15 protein-coding genes are annotated in these 14,467 nt (G+C 70.0%); 8 read left to right on the forward strand and 7 right to left on the reverse strand.

The window, feature by feature from the left end:
* Positions 1 to 9 precede the first annotated feature (9 nt).
* Together QE438_RS01385 and QE438_RS01390 are read right to left on the reverse strand one after the other, a co-directional pair.
* A complete protein-coding gene (locus QE438_RS01385) occupies positions 10 to 954 on the reverse strand; it encodes a DMT family transporter (protein ID WP_306993070.1) in 945 nt (314 codons plus the stop codon).
* A gap of 41 nt (positions 955 to 995) precedes the next feature.
* Positions 996 to 1,844 carry a DUF72 domain-containing protein gene (locus QE438_RS01390; RefSeq protein ID WP_306993068.1) on the reverse strand — a complete coding sequence of 283 codons (849 nt, stop codon included), beginning with the start codon at positions 1,842 to 1,844 and terminating at the stop codon, positions 996 to 998.
* A gap of 150 nt (positions 1,845 to 1,994) precedes the next feature.
* Between QE438_RS01390 and QE438_RS01395 the strand changes: the two genes are divergently transcribed.
* The 6 genes from QE438_RS01395 to QE438_RS01420 all read left to right on the forward strand — a co-directional run bounded on the left by QE438_RS01395 (position 1,995) and on the right by QE438_RS01420 (position 8,640).
* Positions 1,995 to 3,032, forward strand: a complete 1,038-nt coding sequence (locus QE438_RS01395) for a lipid A deacylase LpxR family protein (protein ID WP_306993065.1) — start codon at positions 1,995 to 1,997, stop codon at positions 3,030 to 3,032.
* A gap of 24 nt (positions 3,033 to 3,056) precedes the next feature.
* Positions 3,057 to 3,536: a ribonuclease E activity regulator RraA gene (gene rraA / locus QE438_RS01400; RefSeq protein ID WP_306993063.1), complete on the forward strand. Its 480-nt coding sequence runs from the start codon at positions 3,057 to 3,059 to the stop codon at positions 3,534 to 3,536.
* A gap of 103 nt (positions 3,537 to 3,639) precedes the next feature.
* Complete coding sequence (locus tag QE438_RS01405; RefSeq protein WP_306996194.1) at positions 3,640 to 5,490, forward strand: ABC transporter ATP-binding protein; 1,851 nt, start codon at positions 3,640 to 3,642, stop codon at positions 5,488 to 5,490.
* Positions 5,491 to 5,674: 184 nt separating this feature from the next.
* A complete protein-coding gene (locus QE438_RS01410; protein WP_306993061.1) occupies positions 5,675 to 6,949 on the forward strand; it encodes an HD-GYP domain-containing protein in 1,275 nt (424 codons plus the stop codon).
* A gap of 53 nt (positions 6,950 to 7,002) precedes the next feature.
* A complete protein-coding gene (locus QE438_RS01415; RefSeq protein WP_130519839.1) occupies positions 7,003 to 8,223 on the forward strand; it encodes a GGDEF domain-containing phosphodiesterase in 1,221 nt (406 codons plus the stop codon).
* A gap of 69 nt (positions 8,224 to 8,292) precedes the next feature.
* On the forward strand, positions 8,293 to 8,640 hold the full coding sequence (locus tag QE438_RS01420) for a GFA family protein (protein ID WP_130533697.1): 348 nt from the start codon (positions 8,293 to 8,295) through the stop codon (positions 8,638 to 8,640).
* A gap of 8 nt (positions 8,641 to 8,648) precedes the next feature.
* Here QE438_RS01420 and QE438_RS01425 read toward each other — a convergent pair whose 3' ends face one another.
* Together QE438_RS01425 and QE438_RS01430 are read right to left on the reverse strand one after the other, a co-directional pair.
* Positions 8,649 to 9,584: a LysR substrate-binding domain-containing protein gene (locus QE438_RS01425; RefSeq protein WP_130519842.1), complete on the reverse strand. Its 936-nt coding sequence runs from the start codon at positions 9,582 to 9,584 to the stop codon at positions 8,649 to 8,651.
* 78 nt (positions 9,585 to 9,662) lie between these two features.
* Positions 9,663 to 9,785 carry a hypothetical protein gene (locus QE438_RS01430; RefSeq protein ID WP_307184040.1) on the reverse strand — a complete coding sequence of 41 codons (123 nt, stop codon included), beginning with the start codon at positions 9,783 to 9,785 and terminating at the stop codon, positions 9,663 to 9,665.
* Between QE438_RS01430 and QE438_RS01435 the strand changes: the two genes are divergently transcribed.
* Both QE438_RS01435 and QE438_RS01440 read left to right on the forward strand, forming a co-directional pair.
* Positions 9,784 to 10,695: a DMT family transporter gene (locus QE438_RS01435; RefSeq protein WP_306993059.1), complete on the forward strand. Its 912-nt coding sequence runs from the start codon at positions 9,784 to 9,786 to the stop codon at positions 10,693 to 10,695. The genes QE438_RS01430 and QE438_RS01435 overlap by 2 nt on opposite strands.
* 34 nt (positions 10,696 to 10,729) lie before the next feature.
* Positions 10,730 to 11,224 carry a DinB family protein gene (locus QE438_RS01440; protein WP_306993058.1) on the forward strand — a complete coding sequence of 165 codons (495 nt, stop codon included), beginning with the start codon at positions 10,730 to 10,732 and terminating at the stop codon, positions 11,222 to 11,224.
* Positions 11,225 to 11,284: 60 nt separating this feature from the next.
* On the opposite strand, the gene QE438_RS01445 is transcribed toward QE438_RS01440, so the two are convergent.
* The 3 genes from QE438_RS01445 to QE438_RS01455 form a co-directional block, all read right to left on the reverse strand.
* Positions 11,285 to 12,160 carry a peptidylprolyl isomerase gene (locus QE438_RS01445; protein ID WP_307184154.1) on the reverse strand — a complete coding sequence of 292 codons (876 nt, stop codon included), beginning with the start codon at positions 12,158 to 12,160 and terminating at the stop codon, positions 11,285 to 11,287.
* 207 nt (positions 12,161 to 12,367) lie between these two features.
* Positions 12,368 to 13,537 carry a DUF4105 domain-containing protein gene (locus tag QE438_RS01450; RefSeq protein ID WP_306996192.1) on the reverse strand — a complete coding sequence of 390 codons (1,170 nt, stop codon included), beginning with the start codon at positions 13,535 to 13,537 and terminating at the stop codon, positions 12,368 to 12,370.
* Between the two features lie 17 nt (positions 13,538 to 13,554).
* On the reverse strand, positions 13,555 to 14,418 hold the full coding sequence (locus tag QE438_RS01455; protein ID WP_130519850.1) for a transporter associated domain-containing protein: 864 nt from the start codon (positions 14,416 to 14,418) through the stop codon (positions 13,555 to 13,557).
* Between the last annotated feature and the right edge of the window lie 49 nt (positions 14,419 to 14,467).

Here is a 14,467-nt window from a genome sequence, read left to right on the forward strand (position 1 = left end):
CGGGCAGGCTCAGTCGGCCACGCTCTTGGCTTCGGCGGTGACCAGCAGCTCCGGATGTGCGGCTGGGCTGCGCCGGGCCACCACCGGGTGGGCGAAGACCGCGACCAGGATGATCGCCACGCCGCCGTAGAACATCGGCGTGAGTTCGCGCTGCTCGCCCAGCAGCACGATGGCCAGCAGGATCGCGTAGACCGGCTCCAGGTTGGTGGCCAGCTGCATGCCGTAGGCACTGACCTGGCGCAGGGCCACCAGCGCCAGGGCGAAGGGGAGCAGGGTGCAGACCAGCGACAGCACCACCAGCAGCGCCGCATCGTGCAGGCCAGGCAGGACCAGCAGCGCGCCGCCGAAGCCGGGCACCAGCGCCATCAGCGGCGCCAGCGCGGTCAGCAGCACGGTGCCGGCGCCCAGCTCCAGGGCGGTAACGGTCAGCGGTTCGCCGCCTTCGACCATGCGCTTGTTGAGCGAGCCGAATACCGCCACCAGCAGCGCCGACAGCGCACCGACCGCGATCCCGGCGCGCATCTCGTGCGGCACGCCGCCGACCACCATCGCCACGCCGGGCAGGGTGGCGATGCCGAAGAACAGCTCGCGCGCATCGAACGGCCGGCGCGTTACCCATGGTTCGATCATCGCGGTGAACGCCGGCGCCAGCGCGATACAGGTCGCCGCGACCGAGGCATTGGCCAGCTTGATCGCGCCGTAGAAGGTCAGCCAGTGCAGTGCCACCAGCGCGCCGATGCCGGCATAGGCCCAGCGCCGCCGTACCGGCATCGCGCGCAGGCCGCGCCAGACCGCCGGCAGCAGGGCCAGGGCGAGCACCACCAGCAGCATGCGCCACCACACCAGGGGCAGCGCGGGCAGTGTGATGAGCTTGCCGAGGATGGCGGTGAATCCCCACAACAGCACGCACAGGTGCACTTGCAGGTGGGCCTTGCGGCGGGCGGACATGGGCATGGCCGCAATTATCGCCGCGCCGCCCTCCCGTGGCGAAACGATTATTTGCGCAAGCGTTCCAGCAAGGCCATGGCCGCGGCGGGGTTGCGTTCCTTGGCCGCGGAAATGAAGAACACGAAGACCTCGCGCGGCTGTTTGGGCGCCGGCGTCGGGCCCACGTGCGGCAGCTCCTCGGGGTCCTCGCCGGCGCGCCAGGCGCGCGCGCGGCGCGCCCAGGCGTCCAGTTCGGCGGCCGGATAACCGGTGGCCTCGTCGCTGCGGCTGGCCATCAGGCGCGCATAGACGAAGTCCCCGGTGATATCGGCGAAGGAGGGGTATTCGGTGGATTCGGAGAACACGGTGCCCATGCCGTGCGCGCGGACCAGGGCCAGGAAGTCGGGCGTGATGAAGTCCGGATCGCGCACGTCCAGCACGTGCCGCAGCGCGCGCTTGCCGGCCTTCTTCGGCAGCAGGTCGAGGAAGCCTTCGAACTGCTCGGCATCGATCCTGCGCCCGGCCTCGAACTGCCACACCAGCGGCCCGAGCTTGTCGCCCAGCTCGCTGATGCCGCCGATGAAATCCTCCACCTGCGCGCGCGTGCCGGTCAGCTTGCGCGACTGGGTGATGCGCTTGGGCGCCTTGGCTGAGAACATGAACCCCTCCGGCGTGGCATCGCGCCACTTGGCGTAGGTGGCCGGCTGCTGGGTGCCGTAGTAGGTGCCGTTGATCTCGATCGCGGTGAGGCGGGCGCTGGCGTATTCCAGTTCCAGCCGCTGCACCAGGCCGGCCGGATAGAAGTTGTCGCGCCAGGGCGCATACACCCAGCCGCCGATGCCCACGCGGATGCCCTCCGGGGCGGCGGACGTCTGGAACAGATCGGCGTCGGGCGGTGCGGCGCTGCGTTTGGCCATCGCGGTGCTCCGGCAAGGACGAGGGTCGGTGAGCATAGCCGGGCGGGCTGGCAAGACCGGCCATCGCGACGCTGCGTGTCATGCCTTCACACCAATTTCAGTACTGAGCCGTTCATGATTCCCTGCACTCAACTTTCACGCGGGAATCCCATGTCCAAGGCAGGCTGGCTGCTGGTTGCAGCCACGGCGAGCGGCAGCGCGCAGGCGGTCACGTCGGAGCAATGTCCCACCCGCACCGACATCCCCAAGGCCGTCAGCCTCCGCGTCGACAACGACCTGTTCGGCGGCGATCACCAGGACCAGGGCTATACCAGCGGTGTGGAGCTGGGTTGGGTCTCGGCCAACCTGAAGTACTACCAGGACGATCCGTGTCTGTCGCCGATGGCGCGTCTGGTCAATCGCTACCTCAGCGCGATCCAGCCCGAGGGCTTCGATGAGCAGAACATGGTCTTCAACCTCGGCCAGGCCCTGTACACGCCCAAGGACAACACCCGCAGCGACCTGATCCCGGACGACCGACCCTATGCCGGCGTGCTGATGGCCACCTTCGGCTACAACGCGCGCAAGGGCGATGCGCTGCAGACCACGCAGATCGGCCTGGGCTGGGTCGGGCCCTCGGCGCGCGGCAAGCAGATCCAGGAGGCGGTGCACCGGGTGCTCAGCGACAAGAAGTTCCGCGGCTGGGACAACCAGCTGCGCGACGAGCCGCTGTTCCTGCTGCGCCATGAGCGCATGCATCGCTTCGCCTGGGGCTCGGGGCTGTGGACCTGGGACGCGATCACCCATTACGGCGCGGCGCTGGGCAACTACCAGACCTTCGCCAACGGCGGCGCCGAGCTGCGCTTCGGCCGCCACCTGCCCGACGACTTCGGCAGCACGCCGCTGCGCCCGGCCGGCGAGAACACCGCCCCGGCCAGCCAGACCCGTCCGGGCGGCGAATGGCGCTTCCACGCCTTCCTGACCACCGACGTGCGCTGGGTGCTGCGCGACATCACCCTGGACGGCAACACCTGGAAGGACAGCCACAGCGTGGACAAGCGCAATGTGGTGGGCTACATCGGCTACGGCGTGGCGGTCATGAAGGGGCGCTGGAAGTTCGCCGTGGCGCGCTACCATTCCAGCCGCGAGTTCGACGGCCAGAGCGAGCCGCCGGTGTTCGGCAGCTTCACCATCAGCCGGGCGCTGTAGTCCCGTCCCAAGCGGAGAACGCCAATGCCCCAGTGGAGTACGCCCGACCTGTGCGATGCCCATCCCGAGGTGCAGGTGGCCGAGCCGCTGTTCCGCGACTTCGGCGGCGCGCAGGCCTTCAGCGGCACGATCGTCACCCTGCGCTGCCCGGAGGACAACTCGCGCGTGCGCGAGCAGGTCGAACAGGCCGGCACCGGCAAAGTGCTGGTGATCGAGGCCGGCGGCTCGCTGCGCCACGCGATGCTGGGCGACATGTTGGCCGAGAAAGCCGTGGCCAACGGCTGGTCCGGCGTGCTGGTGCACGGCTGCGTGCGCGATGTGGAAGTGCTGGCCAACCTGCCGCTGGGCATCAAGGCGCTGGCCGCCGTGCCGATGAAGACCGAGAAGCGCGGCCTGGGCGAGGTCGATGTGCCGGTGCGCTTCGCCGGGGTGTCCTTCGTGCCCGGGCAGTGGCTGTACGCCGATGCCAACGGGGTGATCGTGGCCGAGCAAGCACTGACCTGAGACCAGGCCCAGGCGAAGCGGTTGAGGAGCGGGCAAGGACGGCGCCGTCCTTGTCTTCGCCGCCGCTCACGCCGGACTCCTCTAGACTTCGCCTGCTCCCATGATCTTCCGCTGGTTCGAATCGCTGATCGACGTGTTCGGCCGTCCCGACGAGGCGACGCCGCCGCGCGGGCTGGTGCGCTTCTACCTGCACTATCTGCGGCCGGGCGGCTGGGTGCTGGCGGCGATGTTCGTGGTCGGTTTCGCGGTGGCGCTGGTGGAAGTGGCGCTGTTCGACTTCCTCGGCAAGCTGGTGGACCTGGCCAAGGACGAGACGGCGTCCGGCTTCTTCGACCGCCACGGCCCGCAGCTGCTGGGCATGGCGGGCGTGGCGCTGGTGCTGCGGCCGCTGCTGATGGCCCTGGGCGACCTGCTGATGCACCAGTCGGTGACCCCGGCGCTGACCGCGCGCACGCGCTGGCAGCAGCATCGGCACGTGGTGCGGCAGAGCCTGGCCTTCTTCCAGAACGACTACGCCGGACGCATCGCCAACCGGATCATGCAGACCGGCGCCTCGCTGCGCGAGTCGGCCACCCAGCTGATCGATGCGCTGTGGTACGTGGCGGTGTACACCGGCAGCGCGCTGGTGCTGTTCGCCCAGTCGGACTGGCGGCTGATGCTGCCGCTGATCGCCTGGCTGCTGGCCTACGTGGCGGCGCTGGCGTATTTCGTACCGCGGGTGAAGGAGCGCTCCTGGCGCGCGTCGGAGTCCAAGTCCAGGCTGATGGGCCGGGTGGTGGACGGCTATACCAACATCGCCACGCTCAAGCTGTTCCCGCATCCGCGGCGCGAGGACGACTACGTCGCCGAGGCGGTGCGCGAGAACCTGGGCAGCGTGCAGCGCATGACCCGCATGACCACCGCGATGGACGTGGTCATCGCCGTCCTCAACGGCCTGATGATCGTGGGCACCGCCGGCCTGGGCCTGTGGCTGTGGCAGCGCGGGGCGATCACCGTCGGCGCCATCGCCCTGTCCACGGGGCTGGTGATCCGCATCGAGAACATGTCCGGCTGGATCATGTGGGTGGTCAACGGCCTGTTCGAGGACATCGGCACGGTGCAGGACGGCATGGAGACCATCGCCCGGCCGCATACCGTCACCGATCGTCCCGGCGCGCCGCCGCTGCGGGTGACGGCCGGGCAGGTGCGCTTCGAGGACATCCACTTCCACTATGGCCAGCGCGGCGGGGTGATCGCCGGGTTGAATCTGACCGTGGCCGCCGGCGAGCGGATCGGCCTGGTCGGTCCGTCCGGCGCCGGCAAGTCGACCCTGGTCAACGTGCTGCTGCGGCTCTACGACCTGGAGGCCGGGCGCATCCTGATCGACGGCCAGGACATCGCCGGCGTCACCCAGGCCAGCCTGCGCGGGCAGATCGGCGTGGTCACCCAGGACACCTCGCTGTTGCATCGCTCGATCCTCGATAACCTGCGTTACGGCCGTCCCGAGGCGACGCCCGAGCAGGTCGCGGCGGCCATCGCCCAGGCGCGTGCCGATGGCTTCATCAATACGCTGGTGGATGGTGAGGGGCGCACCGGACTCGATGCCCACGTGGGCGAACGCGGGGTCAAGCTCTCCGGCGGCCAGCGCCAGCGCATCGCCATCGCCCGGGTGCTGCTGAAGGATGCGCCGATCCTGCTGCTGGACGAGGCCACCTCGGCGCTGGATTCGGAGGTCGAGGCGGCCATCCAGGACAGCCTGGACGTGCTGATGCGCGGCAAGACCGTCATCGCCATTGCGCATCGGCTGTCTACGATCGCCCGGATGGACCGGCTGGTGGTGATGGATGCGGGGCGGATCGTGGAGACGGGGACCCACGCCGAGCTGCTGGCCGAGGGGGGGCTCTATGCGCGTTTGTGGCAGCGGCAGACGGGGGGATTCGTGGCCGCCGACCCGCTCGTCGGGGACACGCGCTAGTCGCTAAAGAAAGCCGTCGTCCTGCCGTTACGCTGCTCAGTCCGTCTTTCCTTGAAAGCCGGCTGGGGTCTAGGGATGATGCGTGCAAGGGATGGGGAGCATGTTCGCTGATGCGACTGCGAGAACGGCAGGGACTGCGATGGCTGCGATGGCTGCAAGTACTGCGAGGGGCGGGCATCAACGGATGTGGATCGAGGAACGCGAGCTGCAGGTGGGCGAGCTGCTCCCGGGGATGTACGTCAGCCGGCTCGACCGCGACTGGCTGGGCACGCCGTACATGCTGGAAGGATTCCTGATCGAAAGCCCGGCCGATATCGCCGAGCTGGCCAAGTACTGCGCCAAGGTCACCGTCGATGTGATCAAGAGCGAGAGCTTCGTGCGCGCCGCCCTGCGCAAGCCGGCGGCCGCGCCCATGGTCGTGGGCGACCCGGAGCCGGCGCCGGCGAAGCGGCGCAAGCCCTACGTGATCCCCGAACTGGCCACGCTGACCGCCAATCCGCGCCCGATCCTGTCGCGCGTCCAGGACGAGGTGCCGCGTGCCAGCCAGGCGCTGGAATCGGTGGACCGTGCCGCCGGCGGCATCATCGCCGAGCTGCGCAACGGCGGCCGGCTGGACGTTGAGGCGGTCGAGGAGGCGGTGACGCCGGTGGTGGACAGCATCGTGCGCAATCCCGATGCGTTCTTCTGGCTGGAGGCCCTGCGTCAGCACGACGGCTACACCTACAGCCACGCGGTGAACTGCTGCGGCTTCATGGCCGCCTTCGGCCGGCATCTGGGATTCCCCGATGAGGCCCTGCACGACCTGGCCACCGCCGGGCTGCTGCTGGACATCGGCAAGACCGCCTTGCCCGAGTCGCTGCTGGAACACGATGGCGCCCTGTCCGCCGAAGAGCTGGAGCTGTTGCGCAGCCACCTCGGCCACAGCCTGCGCCTGTACGACGCCTCCGGCGCCTCCAACACCGTCGTGCGCGAGATGATCCTGACCCATCACGAGCGCGAGGATGGCTCTGGCTATCCCGCCGGCCTGACCGGCTCGCAGATCCCGCTGTTCGGCCGGATCGCGGCGATCGTCGACTCGTTCGACGCCATGACCAGCCCGCGGCCCTACCGCGAGCCGCTGTCGCGCTACGAGGCCATGCAGGCGCTCTACCGCCAGCGCGGCGCGTCCTATCAGCCCGACCTGGTCGAGCAGTTCGTGCAGTGCCTGGGCGTGTATCCGACCGGCAGCCTGGTGGAACTGTCCACCGGCGAGGTCGCCATCGTGGTCGAGCAGAACCCGGTGCGCCGGCTGTTCCCGCAGGTCATGCTGCTGACCGATGCCGACAAGCAGCGGCGCGAGGCCTTCGAGCCGCTGGACCTGCGCGACACCTGGGGCGCGCACGACAACCGCCAGATCAGCATCCGCAAGGGGCTCAAGCCCGGCAGTTACGGGCTCGATCCCAAGGAACTCTATCTGTGAGATGTGCACGGGCCAGCATGACGCTGCGCCAGGCAGGGCGCTAGGACGGCCAGATGCTCAACCGCGAAATCCTGTTCGACACCATCGCGCGCCTGGTCCCCGAGCCGGCCGCGGGCGGCGCGCTGCTGGTAGTGCGCATGCAGCGGCTGCGCGAGTACGAGGCGGTGTTCGGCTACGGCGCCAGCGATGCGCTCATCGCCGCCTTCACCGCGCGCCTGGGCGACTGCCTGCGCGAGGTCGATGCGCTGGTGCGCATCGGCGAGTGCGATTTCGCCGTGCTGCTGCCCGGCGTGCGCGACCAGAACCTGGCCATGCTGGCCGCGGGCAAGATCGCGCGCGCCTTCCGCTATCCGCTGGAAGCCGGCGGCCGTCCTTCCCGGGTGACCGTGGCCGTGGGCGTGGCCATGGCCGTCAACGCAGCCGACGCCGAGCAGCTGTGCCGGCACGCCGACGTGGCCTGCGCGAGCGCCGCCCAGCGGCCGGAGCACCACGCGCTGTATGCGGGGCAGATGCCGGCCAGCGTGGGCTACGAAGACCTGCACCGCGCGATCCACCACAATGCGCTGCAAGTCCACCTGCAGCCCATCTTCGCCCTGGACAGCGGTGCCCTGCGCGGCTTCGAATCGCTGGCGCGCTGGCACGACCCCGTGCTGGGTCCGGTGCGGCCGGACCTGTTCGTCGTCGCCGCCGAGCAGACCGGCCTGATCGACGGCCTGACCCGCTGGAGCATCAACGCCACGCTGCGCCACTGCGCGCCGGTGTTCGCCGAGCATCCGGACCTGCAGTGCGGCTTGAACGTGTCGCCGATCGCGCTGACCGCCGGTGGCTTCGTCGAACAGATGGCCTCGGCTCTGCGCATCTGGAACGTCAACCCCGCCCAGGTGATGCTGGAAGTCACCGAGACCGCCTTCGTCGACAACCCGCAGCAGATCGGCCAGGCGCTCACGCGTCTGCGCGAGATGGGCCTGCGCATCGCGGTGGACGATTTCGGCGTGGGCTATTCCTCGCTGTCCTACTTCCGCCACTTCCATGTGGACGAGCTGAAGATCGACATGAGCTTCGTGCGCGACGTCATCGACAGCCGGCGCATGTGCCGCCTGGTCGAATCGATCGTCAACATGGGCCACAGCATGGAAGCGGTGGTGGTGGCCGAAGGCATCGAGAGCTCGGCGGTCTGGAGCCGGCTGCGCGAGATCGGTTGCGACCTGGGCCAGGGCTACTACCCCGGCCGCCCGGCGCCGGCGGAAGAGGCCCTGGCGCAGTTCGTCGACTGAAGGCGCCACCGGCCCGCACGCGCCGGGCGATGTCCTAGACTGGCGCTTCCAACGCGCGGAGCGCTCGCCATGCACCATGCCGGAAGTTGCCACTGCGGCGCCATCGACTTCACCGTGACCGGTGAGGTACGCGAGGTGATCGACTGCAACTGCTCGCTGTGCCGGCGCCGCGGCGGCCTACTCTGGTTCGCGCCGCGCGCGGCGTTTTCGCTGCGCAGCGATCCAGGCGCGGTCCAGACCTACACCTTTCACTCGCACACACTGCGCCACCATTTCTGCGCGACCTGCGGGATCGCGCCCTACAGCGAAGGCACCGGGCCGGACGGCGCGGCGATGGTCGCGATCAACGTGCGCTGCCTGCCGCAGCTGGATCTGGCCTCGCTGACCATCCTTCCTTACGACGGCGCGGGCCGCTGACGCGGCGCTCAGCCCGGTGCGCGGCCGAGCAGCTCGTCGGGCACCGCCGGCATCGGCGTGCGCGTGTCCTTGGCCTGTTCCTTGAGCCAGTCCATGAACAGCCGCGCGGCCGGCGACAGCGGGCGATGCGTAGCGTGCACGGCGTAATAGGCGAAGCGCGCGCGGATGGCCGGGCCGGGCAGCCGCACCAGCTCATAGCGCTGCAGATAGGGCAGGGCGATGTGCTTGCGCGCCAGCGCCGCGCCCAGGCCGTAGACCGCCGCGCGCATCACGTCGGTGCTGTCGCTGAACACATGCGCGATCGGCAGCTGTGCGCCGTGCACGCCGACTTCGCGGAACCACTCGCGCCAGCCCTGCAGGCCCAGGTCGGCCAGTAGCGGCAGCCGGGCGATCTGGGCCGGCGTGGTCACCTCGCCGATGCCGTGCAGCGCAGGGGAGGCGACCGGGAACAGCTCGTCGTCCATCAAGTGATGCGCGGTGATGCCCGGCCAGTCGCCGCTGCCATAGCGGATGCCGACCTCCGGGCCGTTGTCGTCGAAGCGCGCCATCGCCGGGCTGGAGTCCAGTTCCACCCGCACCCGCGGATAGGCGGCGCAGAAGCGCGGCAGGCGCGGCAGCAGCCAGCAGTAGGCCAGCGAGTGCAGCGTGGTCACCTTCAGCGGCACCACCTCGGACTGCGGATGCAGCGCGCCGGCGACCGCGGCCACGTCGGCCAGCGCGGCGGTGGCGGCATCGGCCAGCTGGCGGCCTTCCGGAGTGAGCTTGACCCCGCGCGCGTGACGCTGGAACAGGCTCACGCCCAGCAGCGCCTCGAGCTTGCGCACGTGGTGGCTGACCGCGCTGGCGGTCAGGTGCAGCTCCTCGGCGGCGTGGGCCAGGTTCTGGTGGCGGGCGGCCGCGGCGAACACGCCGAGGGAGGGCAACAGGGTCGGGCGCAGGTGCATGGCGAGGCACAAATCAGATTTGTGGCAGGCGCCGATACTACGCGCTTGTAGGGCCGGGCCGCGCGCCGGACCATGCAATCACGCTGCGATGTCCGGAACCGGCCAGCGCGCCGCCGCCGCATCGCGCAGGCTGGTGGCGCCTGCCGACGGCGCGCTGCCGTCCGCACCTTCCCTCACGATTTCCATGTGGAACCGCGCCATGTCCCATGCCTCGCCTTCGGCCGCCTGCCCGCCCACCGACACCGCCCGCGACTGGCGCACGCCCATCGAGCTGGCCGTGCTGGGCGTGATCTGGGGCAGCTCCTTCCTCTTCATGCGCGTGGCCGCGCCGCATTTCGGCGCCTATGCCCTGGTCGAGCTGCGCCTGTGCCTGGGCGCGCTGGTGCTGCTGCCCTTCCTGTGGCGCGACCGGGCGCAGTTTCCGGCCAGGCGCTGGCCGGTGCTGGCCGGCATCGGCGTGCTGAACTCAGCCTTGCCCTTCCTGCTGTTCGCCTGGGGCGCGCAGCACGCGCCGGCGGCGATCGGCGCCATCACCAATGCGATGACGGTGCTGTTCACCGCGCTGATCGCCTTCCTGTTCTTCGGCGAGAAGATCGGCGCGCGCCGCGCCGTCGCCCTGCTGGTCGGCTTCGTCGGCGTGCTGGTGCTGGCCACCGGCAAGGCCGGCGGCCTGAGCGTGGGTCCGGCGGCGCTGGCCGGCGCGACCGCGTCGCTGCTGTACGGCATCGGCTACAACCTGGTGAAGCGGCACATGGCCGATCTGCCGCCGGCCAGCTCGGCGGCGGCGACGCTGGGCTGCGCGGCCCTGCTGCTCTCGCCGCTGGCGGTGACCCACTGGCCCACCGCGCCCGTGCCCGGTGTGGCCTGGGCCTGCGCCGGCGCGCTGGGCATCGTGTGCACCGGCCTGGCCTACCGCGTGTACTACCGCCTGATCCAGCGCATCGGTCCGGCCCGCGCGGCCACGGTGACCTACCTGATTCCGGTGTTCGGCGCACTGCTGGCCTGGGCCATCCTGGGCGAACCGCTGACCTGGACGATGCTCCTGGCGGCGGTGCTGATCCTGGGCAGCGTCGCGGTCAGCCAACGCGCCGCTGCCGGGCGTCCGCGCTGACGCGGCCTCGGACCTGACCTTTGGGAGCAAGCGGATGGAGAAGCAGTTCGGCTACAAGGCATGGGCCAACGCGGAGATGTTCGAGGCGCTGGCCACGATCGATCCGCAGCAGCATCCGGCGCAGTGGAAGCGCGCGGTGCGGCTGATGAATCACGCCTACGTGGTGGACCGGATCTTCGCCGCCCATCTGCAGGGGGCGGCTCACGCCTACCAGGCGACCAACACGCCGGACACGCCGACCCTCGAAGCCTTGCGCGAAGACGTCGCCGCATCCGACGCCTGGTACCGGCAGTACGTGGCCACGCTGGAAGCCGGCGCGCTGCACGCGCCGGTCTCCTTCTCCTTCACCGACGGCGAAGCGGGCACCATGACCCGCGCGGAGATCCTGTTCCACGTGCTGGCGCATGGCGCCTACCATCGCGGCAACGTGGGGATGGTGCTGGCCGAGTGCGGCTGCGATCGCCCCAGCGACACCTTCACCCGCTATCTGCATGCCAGCGAACCGGGGCGGCGCCAAGGAATTGTCTAGGACGCGCGGATCGCGTCGGCACGTCCCGCGGCGCTGACGCGGGGGTCCCCCGCGCCTCGCTTACTTCTTGCCGCCCGGCGTCCGCACCGGCAGCGGCACGTTGCACAGGTCGATGTGGCCGGCCGGACGCTTGTAGAAGTCGTCCACGCGGTTGCGCTTGGCTTCGACCACGTCGCGGAAGGTCTGGCTGTCGGTGCGCAGCAGCTCCAGCGGCGTGCGCTCGGCGGCGGGCACCTCGCTGGCCAGGCGGATCGACTTGATCGGCGTGCGTTGCGCCGGGTCGGTATAGAAGCCCATCGGCTCTGGGCCGCGCTGGATCGTGCTCAGCAGCTCCATGCCCTTCACCACGCGGCCGACCACGGTGATGTTGTCGTCCAGCTGGCGCGGCGACTGGCCAATGACTACATACAGCTCGGCGCCGATGCTGCTGTCGTCGGCGTTGTTGCGGCCCGCGCCCAGCGTGCCGTAGCAGTGCGCCAGCCAGGCCTTGCCGTCGGCGCCGTCGCGCGCGGCCGGGAAGCCGTCGACGAAGCCCACCTGCCTGGCCCAGCCATCGCGGTCAGGCAGCGGCTGGAAGTCCAGGCCCTTGGCGCTGCGGTGGAACTCGGCCGGCAGATGCGTCTTCGCGCTGCCCAGCGACTTGGCCTTGGCCGGATCCTCGCCATCCACATCGCCGAACTGCACCACGAAGTTGTCCTGCGAGCGGTAGATGCTGGTGCCGTCCCAGAAGTGCTCGTGGGCCAGGGTCGTGATGTTGGCCACATGCTCGGGCGCGAACGCCGGCGCCAGTTCGATCACCACCCGGCCGCTGGCCAGCTCCAGGTAAAGCGTGCGCGCCGGGTCGAGCGTGCGCCAGTCGCTGGCCGGCGATGCGTCCAGGATCTGCTGCCCGCTGCGGTACGGCTTCTTGGCCTGCGCGGCCGCGCCCACAGCCATGGCGGGCAACAGCGCGAGCAGCAGCGCGGCGGTGAGGCGGGCGGGAGCGGGCATGTGGCGACTCGTGGCATGGAAGGGATGAGCCCGATTCTGACCGGGCGCCCCGCGCCACGCCAGCTAGGCGCGCGCCTGCGCGCTCCGGCAAGACAGGCGGGAAGCGGAACCCGACGCCGGCGCAGGCCCGCGCGGGCCTGCAAACGCGTGGAATCAGCGCGTCGCGCGCTGTGCGGTCAGCACATAGGCCAGCGCCAGATGCACCGGCACCAGCAGCGCGACCCAGGCGATGTTGGCCTGCACGTTGAACGGGAACCAGTGCAGCATCCACGCCAGCACCGACAGCGCCGCCACCAGGCGCAGCAGCCAGCGCGACCACGCCGCCAGCGCGCGGCCGCGCAGCACCTGCACCGCCGCGGGCAGCAACAGCACGCACAGCGGATCGAGCAGCAGCAGGTTGCGGTTGGCCCAGCCGGCCACGTGGCCGCTGCCGAACCAGATGAACAGCATCAGCGCGCCGGCCAGCGTGCACACCAGCCAGAACACCAGCGCCACGCCGCCGACCAGGCGCCGCGCGCGCGTGCCCAGCCACACCAGCGCGAACGCCACCAGCACGCCGGCCAGCAGCCACGGCCACCAGCTGCGCGCGGTCTCCGGCGGCTCGGGCGCGATGCGGTGCGGCAGCAGTTGCTGGGTCGACTGCACCAGCGGGCGGCCCTGGGTGTTCTTCACCTGGGTCAGCGCATCGGCCAGGCGCATCGGCACGAAGGCCTCGTCCCAGCGCGAGAGCTGGCGGTCGGCGTAGGGGCCGAAGCCCAGGTCGAAGCCGATCCACATCCACCAGGCCGGCGAGGCCAGGCGCACCGATTCGCTGCGGTAGGTGTTGCCGCGCGAACGGCCGGCCAGCTGCTTCTTCAGCGCCCCGCCCATGGCCGCATCGAGCGCATCGCGCACCTGCGTGGCGCAGTTGCTGGTGAAGTAGTCGTAGGGATAGCGCGCATTCTCCGGACGCGCGCGCCAGGCCAGCGAATCGGCCAGCGCCTGCGCCTGCTGCGGGGTCAGGTCCAGCCACTGGATCGACACGCCGCGGCCTTCGGCCCGATAGCTCTGCAGGTCCTCCTGCAGCGGCAGCGCCACCAAGTAGTACAGCATCTTGCCGTCGATGAAGCGGCGCACGAAGCCCGGCTCGTCCGGATCGAAGAAGCCGAAGTTGTACGAGGTGGCCTGGCCGGTCTGCGGATCGGCGACCACCAGCGCGTCATGGCCGAAGCGTTCGAAGAATACCTCGCCCGGCTGCATGGTCATCACGCCGATGCGCGGCGCGGCCGGCGCGGCACAGGCCAGCAGCGCGAACACGAGCGCGCACAGCAGGCGCGCCAGCAGGCCGGTGGTCTTCAAGCTCAATCCTCGGGCAATACGCCGACGTGGAAGGCGTGCACGCGGCGCGCATCGGCCTTGGCCACGCGGAAGGCGAAGCGCCCCAGCGTCAGCTCCTCGCCGGTCTCGGGCAGGTGGCCGATGGCGTCGGTGACCAGGCCGCCGACGGTGTCGTACTCGTCGTCGGGGAAGTCCGCGCCGAAGCGCTCGTTGAAGTCCTCGATCGGCGTCAGCGCGTCGACCACGTACTGGCCATCGGCCTGCGCGGCGATGCGCGAGGCCTCGTCCTCGGCCTCGTCGTGCTCGTCGTCGATCTCGCCGACGATCTGCTCCAGCACGTCCTCGATGGTGACCAGGCCCGCCACGCCGCCGTATTCGTCCACCACCAGCGCCATGTGGTTGCGCGAGAGGCGGAACTCCTTGAGCAGCAGGTTGAGCTTCTTCGATTCGGGGATCAGCACCGCCGGGCGCAGCAGCTCGCGCACCGTGCCCGGGCCGTTGTCGGCGACCACGCCGCGCAGCAGGTCCTTGGCCAGCAGGATGCCCAGGATCTCGTCCTTGTTCTCGCCGTGCACCGGGAAGCGCGAGTGGCCCGATTCGACCACCTGCTGCATCAGCTGCAGGAAGGGCGTATCCACGGCCAGGGAGACCATCTGCGAGCGCGAGACCATCACATCGCCCACGGTGAGTTCGGCCACCGACATGGCGCCTTCCATCATCGTCACGGTGTCGGCCTCGAGCAGGCCGTTGTGCTGGGCGTCGCGCAGCAGCGCGAGCAGGTCTTCGCGGGATTCCGGTTCGCCGGAGAACGCCTGGCTCAGGCGTTCGAGCCAGCTGCGTCGTTTTTCAGGGATTTCCGACGCGGTTGTACTGTCGTCTTCAGACATTGGGGGGTGGACGGCACCCGGCAATCGCGGGCGTGGCCGGCAGTCTAGC

This window comes from Pseudoxanthomonas sp. SORGH_AS_0997, from assembly GCF_031453535.1.
In the GTDB taxonomy this organism is placed as follows: domain Bacteria; phylum Pseudomonadota; class Gammaproteobacteria; order Xanthomonadales; family Xanthomonadaceae; genus Pseudoxanthomonas_A; species Pseudoxanthomonas_A winnipegensis.

Coding starts and splice junctions, on each gene's coding strand:
- QE438_RS01385 (WP_306993070.1), bottom strand. CDS start 954: ATGCCCATGTCCGCCCGCCGCAAGGCCCACCTGCAAGTGCACCTGTGC.
- QE438_RS01390 (WP_306993068.1), bottom strand. CDS start 1,844: ATGGCCAAACGCAGCGCCGCACCGCCCGACGCCGATCTGTTCCAGACG.
- QE438_RS01395 (WP_306993065.1), top strand. CDS start 1,995: ATGTCCAAGGCAGGCTGGCTGCTGGTTGCAGCCACGGCGAGCGGCAGC.
- rraA (WP_306993063.1), top strand. CDS start 3,057: ATGCCCCAGTGGAGTACGCCCGACCTGTGCGATGCCCATCCCGAGGTG.
- QE438_RS01410 (WP_306993061.1), top strand. CDS start 5,675: ATGTGGATCGAGGAACGCGAGCTGCAGGTGGGCGAGCTGCTCCCGGGG.
- QE438_RS01415 (WP_130519839.1), top strand. CDS start 7,003: ATGCTCAACCGCGAAATCCTGTTCGACACCATCGCGCGCCTGGTCCCC.
- QE438_RS01420 (WP_130533697.1), top strand. CDS start 8,293: ATGCACCATGCCGGAAGTTGCCACTGCGGCGCCATCGACTTCACCGTG.
- QE438_RS01425 (WP_130519842.1), bottom strand. CDS start 9,584: ATGCACCTGCGCCCGACCCTGTTGCCCTCCCTCGGCGTGTTCGCCGCG.
- QE438_RS01435 (WP_306993059.1), top strand. CDS start 9,784: ATGTCCCATGCCTCGCCTTCGGCCGCCTGCCCGCCCACCGACACCGCC.
- QE438_RS01430 (WP_307184040.1), bottom strand. CDS start 9,785: ATGGCGCGGTTCCACATGGAAATCGTGAGGGAAGGTGCGGACGGCAGC.
- QE438_RS01440 (WP_306993058.1), top strand. CDS start 10,730: ATGGAGAAGCAGTTCGGCTACAAGGCATGGGCCAACGCGGAGATGTTC.
- QE438_RS01445 (WP_307184154.1), bottom strand. CDS start 12,160: ATGGCTGTGGGCGCGGCCGCGCAGGCCAAGAAGCCGTACCGCAGCGGG.
- QE438_RS01455 (WP_130519850.1), bottom strand. CDS start 14,418: ATGTCTGAAGACGACAGTACAACCGCGTCGGAAATCCCTGAAAAACGA.